Origin of the sequence: Janthinobacterium sp. CG3, assembly GCF_000344615.1 — a bacterium.
Taxonomy (GTDB): domain Bacteria; phylum Pseudomonadota; class Gammaproteobacteria; order Burkholderiales; family Burkholderiaceae_D; genus Janthinobacterium.
Genome location: NZ_KB467824.1, coordinates 4,396,283 through 4,410,842, shown reverse-complemented (window position 1 = coordinate 4,410,842; position 14,560 = coordinate 4,396,283). Strand labels below are relative to the sequence as shown.

At 59.7% G+C, this 14,560-nt stretch carries 11 protein-coding genes; 9 read left to right on the top strand and 2 right to left on the bottom strand.

All coding sequences use genetic code 11. From position 1 onward, the window contains the following. The first annotated feature begins 115 nt into the window (after positions 1-115). Positions 116-1,096: a LysR family transcriptional regulator gene (locus JANGC3_RS0119575; protein ID WP_017878187.1), complete on the top strand. Its 981-nt coding sequence runs from the start codon at positions 116-118 to the stop codon at positions 1,094-1,096. Positions 1,097-1,213: 117 nt separating this feature from the next. On the opposite strand, the gene JANGC3_RS0119570 is transcribed toward JANGC3_RS0119575, so the two are convergent. Next, positions 1,214-1,669: an Lrp/AsnC ligand binding domain-containing protein gene (locus tag JANGC3_RS0119570; RefSeq protein ID WP_010393827.1), complete on the bottom strand. Its 456-nt coding sequence runs from the start codon at positions 1,667-1,669 to the stop codon at positions 1,214-1,216. A 209-nt stretch (positions 1,670-1,878) separates the two neighbouring features. Here JANGC3_RS0119570 and putA point away from each other — a divergent pair, with 209 nt between their 5' ends. Next, complete coding sequence (gene putA / locus JANGC3_RS0119565; protein ID WP_017878186.1) at positions 1,879-5,538, top strand: trifunctional transcriptional regulator/proline dehydrogenase/L-glutamate gamma-semialdehyde dehydrogenase; 3,660 nt, start codon at positions 1,879-1,881, stop codon at positions 5,536-5,538. Between the two features lie 48 nt (positions 5,539-5,586). Here putA and JANGC3_RS0119560 read toward each other — a convergent pair whose 3' ends face one another. After that, positions 5,587-6,369, bottom strand: coding sequence for a 5'-methylthioadenosine/adenosylhomocysteine nucleosidase (locus JANGC3_RS0119560; protein ID WP_026133212.1), 783 nt, complete (start codon positions 6,367-6,369; stop codon positions 5,587-5,589). Positions 6,370-7,654: 1,285 nt separating this feature from the next. Here JANGC3_RS0119560 and JANGC3_RS33330 point away from each other — a divergent pair. From JANGC3_RS33330 to JANGC3_RS0119530, 7 genes are all read left to right on the top strand, one after another. Beyond that, positions 7,655-7,834 (top strand): hypothetical protein, encoded by a 180-nt coding sequence (locus JANGC3_RS33330; protein ID WP_198292045.1) that lies wholly within the window; start codon positions 7,655-7,657, stop codon positions 7,832-7,834. 2 nt (positions 7,835-7,836) lie between these two features. Next, a complete protein-coding gene (locus JANGC3_RS0119555) occupies positions 7,837-8,877 on the top strand; it encodes an NAD(P)H-dependent flavin oxidoreductase (protein ID WP_017878184.1) in 1,041 nt (346 codons plus the stop codon). Between the two features lie 45 nt (positions 8,878-8,922). Then, the gene (locus tag JANGC3_RS0119550; RefSeq protein WP_026133211.1) at positions 8,923-10,548 is read left to right on the top strand and encodes a GMC family oxidoreductase; all 1,626 of its coding nucleotides are present in this window, start codon (positions 8,923-8,925) and stop codon (positions 10,546-10,548) included. A gap of 155 nt (positions 10,549-10,703) precedes the next feature. Continuing rightward, entirely contained in the window at positions 10,704-11,474 is a 771-nt protein-coding gene (locus JANGC3_RS0119545; protein ID WP_026133210.1) for an ABC transporter ATP-binding protein, read from the top strand. Further along, positions 11,474-12,181, top strand: a complete 708-nt coding sequence (locus JANGC3_RS0119540) for an ABC transporter ATP-binding protein (RefSeq protein ID WP_026133209.1) — start codon at positions 11,474-11,476, stop codon at positions 12,179-12,181. Before JANGC3_RS0119545 ends, JANGC3_RS0119540 begins: the two co-directional genes overlap by 1 nt. A gap of 95 nt (positions 12,182-12,276) precedes the next feature. After that, the gene (locus JANGC3_RS0119535) at positions 12,277-13,485 is read left to right on the top strand and encodes an ABC transporter substrate-binding protein (protein ID WP_017878180.1); all 1,209 of its coding nucleotides are present in this window, start codon (positions 12,277-12,279) and stop codon (positions 13,483-13,485) included. 161 nt (positions 13,486-13,646) lie between these two features. Continuing rightward, positions 13,647-14,531 carry a branched-chain amino acid ABC transporter permease gene (locus JANGC3_RS0119530; protein ID WP_017878179.1) on the top strand — a complete coding sequence of 295 codons (885 nt, stop codon included), beginning with the start codon at positions 13,647-13,649 and terminating at the stop codon, positions 14,529-14,531. Positions 14,532-14,560: the final 29 nt, after the last annotated feature.

Sequence of the window (14,560 nt, the reverse complement as noted above, 5' to 3'; positions counted from 1 at the left end):
TGATACCAATTATATGTATCATGAATGTAGAGCGCCATATTTCCATCGCTGGCAGCGCGCCATGAATATCTCATTACCAATTAACTCATATTTTTAAGAAAACAATTAGGCCACCATGAGCTTTCTGACGCTGGATTTGAACTTGCTGCGCGTCTTCGACGCCGTCATGACAGAACAAAACCTGACGCGCGCCGCTGGCCACCTGGCGATGACGCAACCGGCCGTATCGAACGCCATCAAACGCCTGCGCGAAAGCCTGGGCGACGAATTGCTGATCCGCACCGCCTACGGCGTCAAGCCGACGCCGCGGGCCGAAGCGCTGTGGCCGGCGGTGCGCTCGGCGCTGGCCAGCCTGGAGGCGGCGGTGACGCCGGAAACCTTCGACGTCTCGAAAACCCATGCCACGTTCCGCATGGCGATGGCCGACGCCACTGCGGCGTTCTGGCTACCGTCGCTGATGCGCTCGATCGAGAGCGAGGCGCCGGGCGTCAACGTGCGCATGGTGCCGTTGACCACGCGCGAGCCGCGGCCGATGCTGCTGCGCGGCGACATCGACCTGGCGGTCGGCTTCTTCCCGGGCGTGGCGGCGCAGCTGTCGAGCGAAACCGGCTCGCCGATCCGCCACGAGCGGCTGTACTCCGGCCACTACGTCTGCGTGATGCGGCGCCAGCACCCGCTGGCCAAAGTCGAACTGACTTTGGACAACTACTGCACGGCCAACCACCTGCTGGTGAGCTTTTCGGGGCGCGCGCACGGCCTGGTCGACGAGGCGCTGGCGCAAATCCACCGCGAGCGGCGCATCCTGCTGACCGTCAACCAATTCTTTACCGCCGGCAGGGTGGTGGCGAACTCCGACCTGCTGACGGTGCTGCCGCGCCACCTGATCGCCTCGACCGGCATGACCGAGGCGCTGATCTACAAGGAACTGCCGTTCCCGCTGCCGGCGGTCCACCTCGACATGCTCTGGCATGAGCGCGACGCCCGCAGCCCGGCGCACAAATGGCTGCGCAGCCACCTCGAAGGCATGAACACCGTGACCTTGCGCAGCGCCACGGCGTCCGGCGGCGGCATCGCCGCCAAAAACGACATCGACTGAACCCGACGACTCCGGGCGATCCACGTGCCGCCGAGTTAAGTGTCGACCGCGTCGTCGCCCGTCAGTGGCTGTGAAAATTTCTTGTTGTGGGTGGGAAAATCCCGGCGGCGCGCCGCCTTACTTAATAGGCAGCTTGGTGGTGTTCTTGACTTCTTCCATCACCGCGTAGGTGTGGGTTTCGCGCACCCCCTTCTGCAGCAGCGTTTTGCCCAGGAATTCGCGGTAGGCGGCCATGTCCTTCACGCGCGCCTTGACTAAATAGTCGAAACCGCCGGCAACCATGTGGCATTCCAGCACTTCCGGGATGATTTGTACGCTATGCTTGAAGGCGTCGAACACTTCCGGCGTGGTGCGGTCCAGCACCACTTCGATGAACACCAGCAGGGACACGTCCAGCAACTGCGGGTTGAGCTGGGCGGTGTAACCCATGATGTAGCCCGACTCGTGCAACTTGCGTACGCGCTCCAGGCAAGCGGCCGGCGACAGGTTCACCCGAGCCGCCAATTCGACGTTGCTGATACGGCCGTCGCTCTGCAATTCCATCAGTATTTTCTTACTAATCTTGTCCAACATAAGCCACAGTCCCCAAATAAATATTATTTGGTTTAATTGTCGCATTAAAAACAATCTATGGCTAGTACTGTGTATTACCAGAATTAATCCATGAGAATTCGCCTTACAATCGCATCATCTTCCGGTCAGCCAAATTCGCCTCCAGTCCGCCGTCGACCAGCGTGTTTTGCTGCGTGTTTCATAGTGATTATTTTCTAAAAGAGCCTTCCATGCATCCTTCCACCATCCCGGCATCGTCCGCCCCCCCGTTCGCCGCGCTCCAGGCCGAAATCCTGCGTGACCCGACCCCTTTGCGCGCCGCCGTCACCGCCGCCTACCGGCGCGACGAGGTCGACGCGGTCCAGTGGCTGCTCGGCCAACTGCAACAGGAAGGCGCCGGCGCCAACCAGGAAGCCCAGATGCTGGCCCACAAGCTGGTTGCCGCCGTGCGCGAAAAACGCACCCGCTCGTCCGGCGTGGACGCGCTGATGCACGAATTCTCGCTGTCCTCCGAAGAGGGCGTGGCGCTGATGTGCCTGGCCGAAGCCCTGTTGCGCATTCCCGACAGCGCCACCGCCGACCGCCTAATCGCCGACAAGATCAGCAAGGGCGACTGGCGCAAACATCTGGGCGAATCGCCTTCGCTGTTCGTCAACGCCGCCACCTGGGGCTTGCTGATCACCGGCAAGCTGGTTAGCACCAGCAGCGAAAACCGCCTCAGCTCGGCCCTGTCGAAACTCATCACCAAGGGCGGCGAACCGCTGATCCGCAAAGGCGTCGACATGGCTATGCGCATGCTCGGCAACCAGTTCGTCACCGGCCAGACCATCGAAGAAGCCATCAAAAACAGCCGCGACAACGAATCGCGCGGCTACCGCTATTCCTACGACATGCTGGGCGAGGCCGCCCTCACCGAAGCGGACGCGGCCAATTACTACGCCTCGTATGAAAGCGCGATCCACGCCATCGGCCGCGCCTCGAACGGCCGCGGCATCAAACAAGGCCCCGGCATTTCCGTCAAACTGTCGGCCTTGCACGCGCGCTACAGCCGAGCCCAGCGCGCACGCGTACTGGAAGAACTGCTGCCGCGCGTCAAAACGCTGGTCTTGCTGGCCAAAAAATACAACATCGGCCTGAACATCGACGCCGAAGAAGCCGACCGCCTCGAATTGTCGCTCGACCTGATGGAGGCGATGGCCTTCGACCCCGAGCTGGCCGGTTTCGAGGGCATCGGCTTCGTCGTACAAGCGTATCAAAAGCGCTGCCCGTTCGCCATCGATTTCCTGATCGACCTGGCCAAGCGCAGCGGCCGCAAGTTCATGGTGCGCCTGGTCAAGGGCGCGTATTGGGACGCCGAAATCAAGCGCGCCCAGGTCGACGGCATGATCGACTATCCAGTCTACACCCGCAAAGTGTACACCGACGTGTCGTATTTGGTTTGCGCCAAGAAACTGCTGGGCGCCAACGGCCTACTGTATCCGCAGTTTGCCACTCACAACGCGCAAACGCTGGCCGTCATCTACACCTGGGCGCAACAGGACGGCGTCACCGACTACGAGTTCCAGTGCCTGCACGGCATGGGCGAAACGCTGTACGACCAAGTCGTCGGCGCCGCCAATCTGGACAAGCCTTGCCGCATCTACGCCCCGGTCGGCTCGCATGAAACGCTGCTGGCCTACCTGGTGCGGCGCCTGCTGGAAAACGGCGCCAACTCCTCGTTCGTCAACCAGATCGTCGACGAAAAGATCGCCATCGAGTCGCTTATCACCGACCCGTTCGCCGCCGCGCGCGCGCAGGGCGGCGTGCCGCATCCCGGCATCGTGCTGCCGACCGACATGTTCGGCGGCGAGCGCAAGAACTCGGCCGGCCTCGACCTGGCCAATGAAGACGTGCTGCGCGAGGTCTCCGCCGCGCTGGCCGCGCCGCGCAACTGGAACGCCGCTCCGCTGATCGACGCGCCATTGAGCATCGGCACCGACGTGGCGGCGCAAAGCCTGCGCAACCCGGCCCGCCACGACGACGTTGTCGGCAGCGTGGTCGAAGCCAACGCCGCCGACGTCGACGCCGCGCTGGCCAGCGCCAGCGCCTTCGCCATGGATTGGCAAACCACCGAGCCGGCGCTGCGCGCCGCCGCGCTGAACCGCGCCGCCGACCTGTTTGAAACGCACCGCCTGGAATTGATGGCGCTGGCGATCCGCGAAGCCGGCAAATCGCTGCCGAACGCCATCGCCGAAGTGCGCGAAGCAGTCGACTTCCTGCGCTACTACGCGGCGCAAGTGCACGACGTGCCGAACACGCTGGCGCTGGGTCCGGTCACCTGCATCAGCCCGTGGAATTTCCCGCTGGCGATTTTCACCGGCCAGATTGGCGCCGCCCTGGCCGCCGGGAACGTGGTGCTGGCCAAACCGGCCGAGCAGACCCCGCTGATCGCCCACCGCGCCGTCGAACTGCTGCACCAGGCCGGCGTGCCGCGCGGCGCGCTGCAATTCCTGCCCGGCCGCGGCGAAGTGGTCGGCGCCGGCCTGTGCGCCGACGCCCGCGTCAAAGGCGTGATCTTCACCGGCTCGACCGAAGTGGCGCAGTTGATCAACCGCACTCTAGCGAAGCGATCGGTCGCCGAAAACTGCGACATTCCGCTGATCGCCGAAACCGGCGGCCAAAACGCGCTGATCGTCGATTCGTCGGCCCTGCCGGAGCAAGTGGTGCAAGACGCCATCTCGTCCGCCTTCGACAGCGCCGGCCAACGCTGCTCGGCCCTGCGCGTGCTGTTCCTGCAGGAGGAAATTGCCGACAAGACCGTCAAAATGCTCAAAGGCGCGATGCGCGAACTGCGCGTTGGCAACCCGGACCGCCTGGCCACCGATATCGGCCCGGTCATCGACACCGAAGCGCAGCGCAACCTTCTGGCCCATATCAACAAAATTAAGGCCACCGCCATCGACCACTTTTCGCTCGATCTGCCGGCGGTGAACGGCACCTTCGTCGCGCCAACCGTGCTGGAAATCAAGTCGCTGTCGGAACTGACGCATGAAGTGTTCGGCCCGGTTCTGCACGTGATCCGCTACAAGCGCGCGGCAATGCCGCAATTGATTGAAGAAATCAACAACAGCGGTTTCGGACTGACGCTGGGCATCCATTCGCGCATCGACGAGACCATCGACTTCATCTCCAGCCGCGCGCATGTTGGCAACATCTACGTCAACCGCAACATCGTCGGCGCCGTCGTTGGCGTGCAGCCGTTCGGCGGCGAAGGCAAATCGGGCACCGGGCCAAAAGCCGGCGGGCCGCTCTACTTGAAACGTCTGCAACGCGGCACGCCGGCCCCCGCCCAGCACCAGCGCCAGGCAACGCCGGCGCTGGACGCCTTGACGGTATGGGCCACAAGCCACGGCCATCAACAAGTCGCGGACTTGGCCAACGAATACGCTCGCACCACCTTGCATGGCAGCACCACGGTCTTGCCAGGCCCAACCGGCGAGCGCAACACGCTCAGCTTCGTCGAGCGCGGACAAGTGGTGTGCATGGCGGAAACGCTCGGCGTGCTGCTGAACCAGTTGGCAGCGGCGCTGGCAACCGGCAACAAGGCGCTGATATTGTCGTCGTCGCCTTCGCTGGTGCCGGTCGACTTGCCGGCGGCGGTCAAGGATCGCATCCAGTGGGTAGGCTCGATAGCAACCTGCGGCGATCATTTCCAGATCGTAATGGTCGAGCCTGCCCTGGCAAACGAGGTCAAACCCATGTTGGCGGGCCGCTCAGGGGCCCTGGTGGGCACGATCGAGACCACCCAGGAGGGGGCCATCCCATTGTGGCGCCTGGTCGCTGAACGGGCGCTGTGCGTGAATACGACGGCAGCCGGCGGTAACGCCAGCCTGATGACGTTGGGCGCATAAGCTTTTTTCACGGTAAAAAAAACCAGAGGCGTAAAGCCTCTGGTTTTTTTACGTCCGTCCCACCAGCCGCTCGCACAGCCGTTTTACGACGTGAAACGCATAACGCGACGCGACTGTCCCCACGAACCGCATAAAGTCGACTGCGGCGTCTTCGTTGGCGTTGTCCGACACCGTCCGTATCACCGCGTACGGAATGCCAAGCTCAAAACACACCTGCGCCACTGCGGCGCCTTCCATTTCCACCGCCAACAAGTCGGGCAAAGCCTCCTTGAGCTGGCCCAACTGCGTGCGGCTGTGGATAAACTGGTCGCCGCTGCCGATCAAGCCACGGTGCAAGCGCGGTTCGTCGAGACCGAATTCCTTCGCCTCAACCTCATTGAAGACGCTTTTCAGCTCGTCCGACAGGAAATCCTGCGCTGAGGACGCCAAGTGGTCGCTCAACGCCAGATCCGACGGAAAACGCGAGAGGCCAGTCAACGGCACCTCAAAGCGCGGAAACAGGGGACGGGCGTCCATATCGTGCTGAACTAGTGATTCTGCGACAACTATATCCCCAACTTTGACGAAAATATCCCCGCTTCCGGCGACTCCCGTGAAAACAATGTGGGTAACTTCGAACTTTTCCACAAGGATAGCGGCAGTCATGGCCGCCGCAGCCTTGCCAATACGCGACAGAACGCACACAGCGTCGATTCCCCACAAGTTACCCTGCGTGTAGTCACGCATGGCGTGCGTGAGCTTGTGGGGGCCTTTCATGGCTTCTACCAGCCCTTCTTGCTCTTCTGCAAGGGCGCTGATGACTCCTAAACGTAATTTTTTGTTCGAATTCATGGTTCTGATCTCTGTTTTTGCGGTTTTCTGGCTGCTTTGAAGGAAATATCCACTGAACTGCGCTGTGTAGCTGTTTTATATAAGCTTTGTATATATAAAAATAGTAGTGATAGTAAACGACCATATTTTTGTGGATAAGTAGGTTTACGCCATAGAAATCATCAACTTACAGTCCACAAAACGGCTTGCATAAGCATTGTATCCAGACAGGACTAATTTGGGATAAAAATGCGCCTGTGGACAAAGGGTGAGTTTTCCCACAACTCATCCTGTGGATATGCAGGCACTTATCCACAGACAGCTTGAAGAAAGCGGGTTTTCAATGCAAAACCAGCAATTTTCCAATGTTCCCGACCTTCTTTAGCACCCCGGTCGGCCAGCGTACGGACAGCAGGCGGACCACAGGCATCGGACCGGTGTTTTCAGCGTTTGGACGCCGGGGTTCCTGAAGACGGTTTTTCAATATATTTTTCAAGCACGTTTTTGCTTTTTTTTTTTTTTGAGCCATTCGCAGGCTTCGCCTTTTAGTTGTTTACAAAGGGTTTATATAAAAATAGTAGTAGTAGTAAACGCGGATATTTCTGTGGATAAGTCACTATTTTCCTTAAAAATCATCGGTTTAGCTCAAAAATAAAGCCTGCATAATCGCTGTATCTCTTCAGGAGCAATTCTGTATAAAATAACGGCCCTTGGATAAGTTCGGGCTTACCCACAAGCAGTCCTGTGGATATCCATTGACTTATCCACAGCCCCTGTCGAAAAGGGTCTTTTTGACACGTTTTTAGGCTCCCAAAGGCAGTAAACGAAATTTTTTTTTCTTCAAGGCAAGCTGTAGGAGCCGCAAGGGGGTTTTTCCAGCCCCTCAACGCCCCCGGCGATTGAAAATTCGCTGAGAGATTGCTCCCAAAACGGCGAACAAGCCCTCTAGAACGCCGCTGAAAGGAAAATTTGAGATGCCGGCTGGCATACCCCGTTGGAAAAACGGCCGACAGAGCTGAGCCATGGCAGCGTTCGTCGTTGGAGCTTGCGAGCAGCGTGTCGAGGAGGTCGCCTTGGTTTTTGCGATCTAGCAGTCCATGTCCTGTGTTTGCAGCAAGATTGGAGGTTGTGCTTGTGAAGGGGTTGGGGTGGTTTTCTTTTTTCGAGCCGTTGCTTGTTTACTTTAAAAAGGTTTGAATATAAGAATAGTAGTAGTTGTTAACGTAGTCACTTTTCTGTGGATAAGTGTGTATTTTGGATTAAAATCAAGTGCTTGAAGCGTTTACAACTGCTGTGTATACCTTGTATGTCCGATGAACTCTTTCTGAACAAAAAAAAAAGGAAGAAATTTTTTTTTCCTTACCCACAAACCGTGCCTGTGGATATCCATAGACTTGTCCACAAGGCGGGCGCCTCAAAAATAGCTGCTTTAACGCTTTTTCCTTACCAATCTGGTAACCTTGCAGTTCGTGATTTGGGAGATTGAAGATGAAATTCCACGAGCTTTTTGACTATCCGATCATCCAGGGACCGATGGCGGGCGGCGCCTCCGTCCCCGCTCTGGTTGTTGCCGCCTCGAACGCCGGCGCTCTCGGTTCGTTGGCGGCGTCTTTGCTGACGCCCGAAACCATGTTGGCCCAGGTCGAGCAAATACGGGCGCTTACCACGCGTCCATTCGCGGTGAATTTGTTCGTCCAGAAGACCCCCCAACCAACTCCCGACGAGGTGGAGCAGGGCGTTCAATTGCTGAAACCCGTTTGGTCGACGCTGGGTTGGCAGGAATTGCCCGCGCCGGCCAAGTGGTGTGAGGATTTCGAAGCACAATTCGACGCCTTGATCGTGGCCGCGCCTGCCGTTGCCAGCTTTACTTTTGATATTCTGAGTGTCGCGCATGTGCAACGCCTGCACGCCGCCGGCGTTTTTGTGATCGGCACCGTCACGACTGCGACCGAAGGTCTGGCCTGGCAAGCGGCGGGCGCCGACGCCGTGGTCGCTTCCGGTGTCCAGTCCGGCGGACATCGTGGAACCTTTCTGGTTCCCCAGACAGACGCCACCCTGGGCACTGCCGAGTTGCTGGCAGAGCTGGTCGGGGTGCTTGAGATTCCCATTATTTCAGCGGGCGGCATCATGAACGGCGCCGATATTGCCCGATTGCTGGCGCTGGGCGCCTCCGCCGTGCAAATGGGCACGGCCTTCTTGGTCAGCGACGAATCCGGCATCCATCCCGAATACAAGAAACGCTTGCTTAGCGCCGGCAATCATCCGACCAGGTTGACGCGCGCGTTTTCAGGACGCTACGCGCGAGGACTGGAGAACCGTTTTATGCAGATGATGGAATCGGTCGAAACTCTGGTGCCTGCATATCCGGTGCAAAACGCCCTCACCGGCAGTATCCGCGCGGCCGCCGCCAAGGCTGGCGACACTGAATTAATGTCGCTCTGGGCTGGCACTGGTGTTAATCTTGCTCGCGGCATGCCCGCGGCACAGTTGGTTCAGACTCTGGTGGCGGAAATGAAGGCGGCACAGTAAAAACCGCGTTTGACCGCTCTATCGTGTACGTTGAAGGAGCAGTCATTGGAATCAGCAGGACAGTACGACTATATTATTGTTGGCGGCGGCACCGCTGGTTGCGTTCTGGCGAACCGCCTGACACGCGATAAGAACGCGACGGTCTTGCTGATCGAAGCCGGCGGCAAGGACGATTATGTCTGGATCCATATTCCGGTCGGTTATCTGCACTGCATCGGCAATCCGCGCACCGACTGGCTGTATAAAACCGAACCGGACGCCGGTTTGGGCGGTCGCAGCCTGATTTACCCGCGCGGCAAGGTACTTGGCGGCAGCTCCTCGATCAACGGCATGATTTACATGCGCGGCCAATCCGGCGATTACGATCGCTGGGCCGATGCGACCGGTGATGCGTCCTGGCGCTGGGACCAGGTGCTGCCGCTGTTTAGACAAAGCGAGGATTATTACGGCGGCGCGTCGGCCAGCCACGGCGCCGGCGGCGAATGGCGCGTCGAAAAGCAACGCCTGTCCTGGGAAATACTGGATGCCTTCCGCGACGCCGCCAGCCAGGTCGGCATTCCAAACAGCGCCGACTTCAACGGCGGCGATAACAGCGGCTGCGGCTATTTCGACGTCAATCAAAAGCGCGGCATCCGCTGGAACACCTCGAAAGCCTTTTTGAAGCCGGCCTCCAGCCGTCCGAACCTGACGATTATGACCGGCAGCCATGTCGAGCGCCTGATTATTGAGCAGGGCGAGGGCGGCCCGGTCTGCCGCGGCGTGGCGTTCACCGGCGGCGGCACCGCCTGGACCGCCGCGGCCAGGCGCGAAGTCTTGTTGACCGCCGGCGCGATCGGCTCGCCGCAAATTTTGCAGTTGTCCGGCATCGGCCCGGCCGCGCTGCTGCGGCAGCACGGTATCACGCCCGTGGTCGACGCGCCCGGCGTCGGCGAAAACCTGCAAGACCATTTGCAGCTGCGCATGGTCTTCAAAGTGCGCGACGCGAAAACGCTGAATACGATGGCCGCCAGTTGGTACGGCAAGATGAAAATAGGCCTGGAATATGCGATGTTCCAGAGCGGCCCGATGTCGATGGCGCCGTCGCAATTGGGCGCGTTCGCCAAATCTAATCCCGGCATGGCCACGCCGGACCTGCAATATCACGTGCAGCCGCTGTCGCTGGAAAAGTTCGGCCAGCCGCTGCACAGTTTCCCCGCGTTTACCGCCAGCGTGTGCAATTTGCGCCCGAGCGCGCGCGGGCATGTGCGTATCGCCAGCGGCGATTCCTACGCGGCGCCGAAAATAAGCCCGAATTATTTGAGTACGGCGGACGACCGCAAAACCGCGGCGGCGGCGCTGGCGTTGACGCGCACTATCGTCGCGGCGCCGGCGCTGAGCCGTTTCGCGCCCGAGGAGTTTAAGCCCGGTCCGCAGTACCGCAGCGAGGGGGAGTTGGCCGAAGCGGCCGGTCTCATCGGCACCACGATTTTCCATCCGGTCGGCACCTGCAAAATGGGCCGCGCCGGCGATGCGTTGGCGGTGGTCGACAGCGCGCTGCGGGTGGTCGGGGTGGCGGGTTTGCGGGTGGTCGACGCCTCCATTATGCCGTTTATCACCTCCGGAAACACCAACTCGCCGAGCGTGATGATCGCCGAAAAGGCCGCGCAAATGATTGACGCAAGCTGGAAATAGGGGCTTTCTCTGTCGAAATTTCGACAAAGCTTGACGCTTGTCTGATAGTCGGCGATCAATACTTTATGGTAGTTATACTGTATTGTTTGTAAAATTTAAACTGTGTATTATCTAAAAAAATGATGTAGAACGAAAAAGAACAATGAGGAGACACGATGTCAAACGTCATCTTGGAAACAAGGAATTTGACTAAGGAATTCAAGGGTTTCACGGCCGTTAACGACGTGAACTTGAAGGTTGAGCGTGGTCATATCCACGCGCTGATCGGTCCCAACGGGGCCGGCAAAACCACTTGCTTCAATTTGCTGACCAAATTCTTGGTCCCCACCTCCGGCACCATCCTCTTCAACGGCAACGACATCACGGCGGCCAAGCCGGCGCAGATCGCGCGCATGGGGGTGATCCGCTCGTTCCAGATTTCAGCCGTGTTTCCGCACCTGTCGGTGCTGCAAAACGTGCGCATAGGACTGCAGCGCCAGCTCGGCACCTCCTTCCATTTCTGGCAGAGCGAACGTTCCCTGTCGAAACTGAACGAGCGGGCGATGGCCCTGCTGGCCGAAGTCGACTTGACCGAATTCGCCGACACCATCACCGTCGACATGCCCTACGGCCGCAAACGCGCGCTGGAAATCGCCACCACGCTGGCAATGGAGCCGGAAATGATGTTGCTCGACGAGCCGACCCAGGGCATGGGCCACGAAGACGTACACCGTGTCACGGAACTGATCAAGAAGGTCTCGAAGGGCCGCACCATCTTAATGGTGGAACACAATATGAGCGTGGTCTCTGGCATCTGCGACAAGATTTCTGTGTTGCAGCGCGGCGCCATGCTGGCCGAGGGCAGTTACGCCGAGGTATCGCGCAATCCGCAGGTGATGGAAGCCTATATGGGCACCACCAGCGCCGAGCTGGAAGGAGCCCATTGATGACGACGGCATTGAAAATAAGCAACCTGCACACCTGGTACGGCGAATCGCACATTTTGCACGACGTTAATTTGACGGTGCAGCAGGGTGAAGTCGTTACTTTGCTGGGCCGCAACGGCGCCGGCCGCACCACCACCTTGCGCGCGATCATGGGCCTGACCGGCGCGCGCAAAGGGTCGATCCAAGTCAACGGCGTCGAGGCAATTGGTTTGGCGACCCACAAAATCGCCCACCTCGGGGTCGGCTACTGTCCCGAAGAGCGCGGCATTTTCTCGTCGCTGTCGACAGAGGAAAACCTGATGCTGCCGCCGGCGCTCGACACCGGCCACGAAGGCATGTCGATCGCCGAAATCTATTCGATGTTCCCGAACCTGGAGGAACGCAAGCACAGCCAGGGCACCCGCCTGTCGGGCGGCGAACAGCAAATGCTGGCGGTGGCGCGGATTCTGCGCACCGGCGCGCGCCTGCTGTTGCTCGATGAAATTTCCGAGGGCTTGGCGCCGGTCATCGTGCAGGGCCTGGCGCGGATGATCACCATGCTCAAGGCCAAGGGCTACACGATCGTCATGGTCGAGCAAAATTTCCGCTTCGCGGCGCCGCTGGCGGACCGGTTTTATGTGATGGAGCATGGTCAGATTGTCGAAACTTTTGCTGCGTCGCAATTGGAAGCGAAGATGCCCGTCCTGACCGAGCTTCTGGGCGTATAACGCCCGCGTTGAACGCTTGTAGTAAGGCCACACAGTAAGGCCGCACAGTAAGGCCACACAGCCACACCCTAACAAATCAAATAAACGGAGACAATATGAAACGTAACGCAATCGCCATCGCCGCCACCGCCCTCTGCGCCATGGGTTTTTCAGTGGCCGCACAAGCCCAGGTATCGGGCGACACCATCAAAATTGGCTTCATCACCGACATGTCCGGCGTCTATTCGGACGTCGACGGGCAGGGCGGCGCGGAAGCGATCAAAATGGCGATTGCCGACGCCGGCGTGGTGCTGGCCGGTAAAAAAGTCGAGTTCATTTCCGCCGATCACCAGAACAAGGCCGACATCGCCGCCTCGAAGGCGCGCGAATGGTTCGACCAGCAGGGCGTCGACCTGCTGATCGGCGGCACCAACTCCGGCGCCAACCTGGCGATGGCGAAAGTGGCGGCGGAAAAGAAAAAGGTCTTCGTCTCGATCGGCGCCGGTTCCTCGCGCCTGACCAACGAGGAATGCACCCCGTACACCGTGCATTACGCCTACGACACCGTGGCGCTGGCGCGCGGCACCGGCGGCACCATCGTCAAGCAGGGCGGCAAGAACTGGTATTTCCTGACCGCCGACTATGCCTTCGGCGCCTCGCTGGAGAAGGACACCGCCGAGGTCGTGAAAACGGCCGGCGGCAAGGTGTTGGGCAGCGTCAAGCACCCGCTGTCGGCGTCGGACTTCTCGTCCTTCCTGTTGCAAGCGCAGGCGTCGAAGGCGCAGATCCTCGGCCTGGCCAACGCCGGCGGCGACGCGATCAACAGTATTAAGGCGGCCAATGAATTCGGCGTCACGAAAACCATGAAGCTGGCCGGCCTGTTGATGTTCATCAACGACATCCATTCGCTGGGTCTGCCGATGACGCAGGGCATGTACCTGACCGACGGCTGGTACTGGGATTTGAATCCGGAAACCCGCGCCTGGTCGAAGCGCTACTTCGACAAGATGAAGAAAGAGCCGTCGATGCTGCAGGCGGCCGACTACTCGGCCGCGGCGACCTACCTGAAGGCGGTCAAGGCGCTGGGCACCGACGATTCCGACAAGGTCATGGCGCACCTGAAATCGACCAAGATCAACGACATGTTCACCAAGGGCGGCGAAATTCGCCCGGACGGGCGCATGGTCCACGACATGTATCTGATGGAAGTGAAAAAGCCGTCGGAATCGAAATATCCATGGGACTACTACAAAGTGGTGGCGACGGTACCGGGCGCCCAGGCCTACGTGACCAAGGCGGAAACCAAGTGCGCGCTCTGGAAATAAGTTAGCGGCACCGCCGGTCCGGCGCCTTTGCGCGCCAGGCCGGCAAAGTCGGCCCGCCGCTGCGGCCGGCCGACGCACCACCTCGCGCGGGCGCCAGCGGCGCCGCGCCTTTTCCTCTGATCCCCCGCCGGCCGGTCCGGCGACTTTTATACTGCGATGCCATGGAAATTTTCGGCGTTCCTTTACAAGCGATGATGAGCCAGCTGCTGCTGGGCCTCGTCAACGGCTCGTTCTACGCGATGTTGTCGCTCGGCCTGGCCGTCATTTTCGGCCTGCTCAACGTGATTAACTTTTCCCACGGCGCCATGTACATGATCGGCGCCTTCCTGGCCTGGATGGGTTTAACGTATTTCAACATCAACTACTGGGTGATGCTGGTGGCCGCGCCGTTGATGGTGGGCGCGCTGGGCATCGTCATTGAAAAAACCATGCTGCGCTGGCTCTACAAGCTGGACCACTTGTACGGTTTGTTGCTGACTTTCGGCATCACCTTGATCGCCGAGGGCGTGTTCCGCTCCTTCTATGGCGTCTCCGGGCAACCGTTCCAAGTGCCGGAACTGCTGTCCGGCGCAACCGACCTGGGCTTCATGATCCTGCCCAACTACCGCGCCTGGGTGGTGCTGGCCTCGCTGGCGATCTGCCTGGCGACCTGGTACGTGATTGAAAAAACCAAGCTCGGCTCCTACCTGCGCGCCGGCACCGAAAACCCGAAACTGGTCGAGGCCTTCGGCATCAACGTGCCGCTGATGGTCACCTTGACCTACGGCTTCGGCGTGGCGCTGGCCGGTTTCGCCGGCGTGCTGGCGGCGCCGATCATCCAGGTGTCGCCGCTGATGGGCTCGAACCTGATCATCGTCGTCTTCGCCGTGGTCGTCATCGGCGGCATGGGTTCCATCATGGGGTCGATCCTGACCGGCCTGGGGCTGGGCGTGATCGAAGGCCTGACCCGGGTGTTCTATCCGGAGGGCTCGGCCACGGTGGTGTTCGTCGTGATGGTCGTCGTGCTGCTGCTGCGCCCGGCCGGACTGTTCGGCAAAGAGAAGTAATCTACCAGCCACACTCAGTATTGGAGCAA

What these genes read in the sequence shown, in the direction of transcription:
- JANGC3_RS0119555 (WP_017878184.1), top strand. Translation starts at nt 7,837, where the DNA reads ATGAAATTCCACGAGCTTTTTGACTATCCGATCATCCAGGGACCGATG.
- JANGC3_RS0119560 (WP_026133212.1), bottom strand. Translation starts at nt 6,369, where the DNA reads ATGAATTCGAACAAAAAATTACGTTTAGGAGTCATCAGCGCCCTTGCA.
- JANGC3_RS0119535 (WP_017878180.1), top strand. Translation starts at nt 12,277, where the DNA reads ATGAAACGTAACGCAATCGCCATCGCCGCCACCGCCCTCTGCGCCATG.
- JANGC3_RS0119575 (WP_017878187.1), top strand. Translation starts at nt 116, where the DNA reads ATGAGCTTTCTGACGCTGGATTTGAACTTGCTGCGCGTCTTCGACGCC.
- putA (WP_017878186.1), top strand. Translation starts at nt 1,879, where the DNA reads ATGCATCCTTCCACCATCCCGGCATCGTCCGCCCCCCCGTTCGCCGCG.
- JANGC3_RS0119540 (WP_026133209.1), top strand. Translation starts at nt 11,474, where the DNA reads ATGACGACGGCATTGAAAATAAGCAACCTGCACACCTGGTACGGCGAA.
- JANGC3_RS0119570 (WP_010393827.1), bottom strand. Translation starts at nt 1,669, where the DNA reads ATGTTGGACAAGATTAGTAAGAAAATACTGATGGAATTGCAGAGCGAC.
- JANGC3_RS33330 (WP_198292045.1), top strand. Translation starts at nt 7,655, where the DNA reads ATGTCCGATGAACTCTTTCTGAACAAAAAAAAAAGGAAGAAATTTTTT.
- JANGC3_RS0119530 (WP_017878179.1), top strand. Translation starts at nt 13,647, where the DNA reads ATGGAAATTTTCGGCGTTCCTTTACAAGCGATGATGAGCCAGCTGCTG.
- JANGC3_RS0119545 (WP_026133210.1), top strand. Translation starts at nt 10,704, where the DNA reads ATGTCAAACGTCATCTTGGAAACAAGGAATTTGACTAAGGAATTCAAG.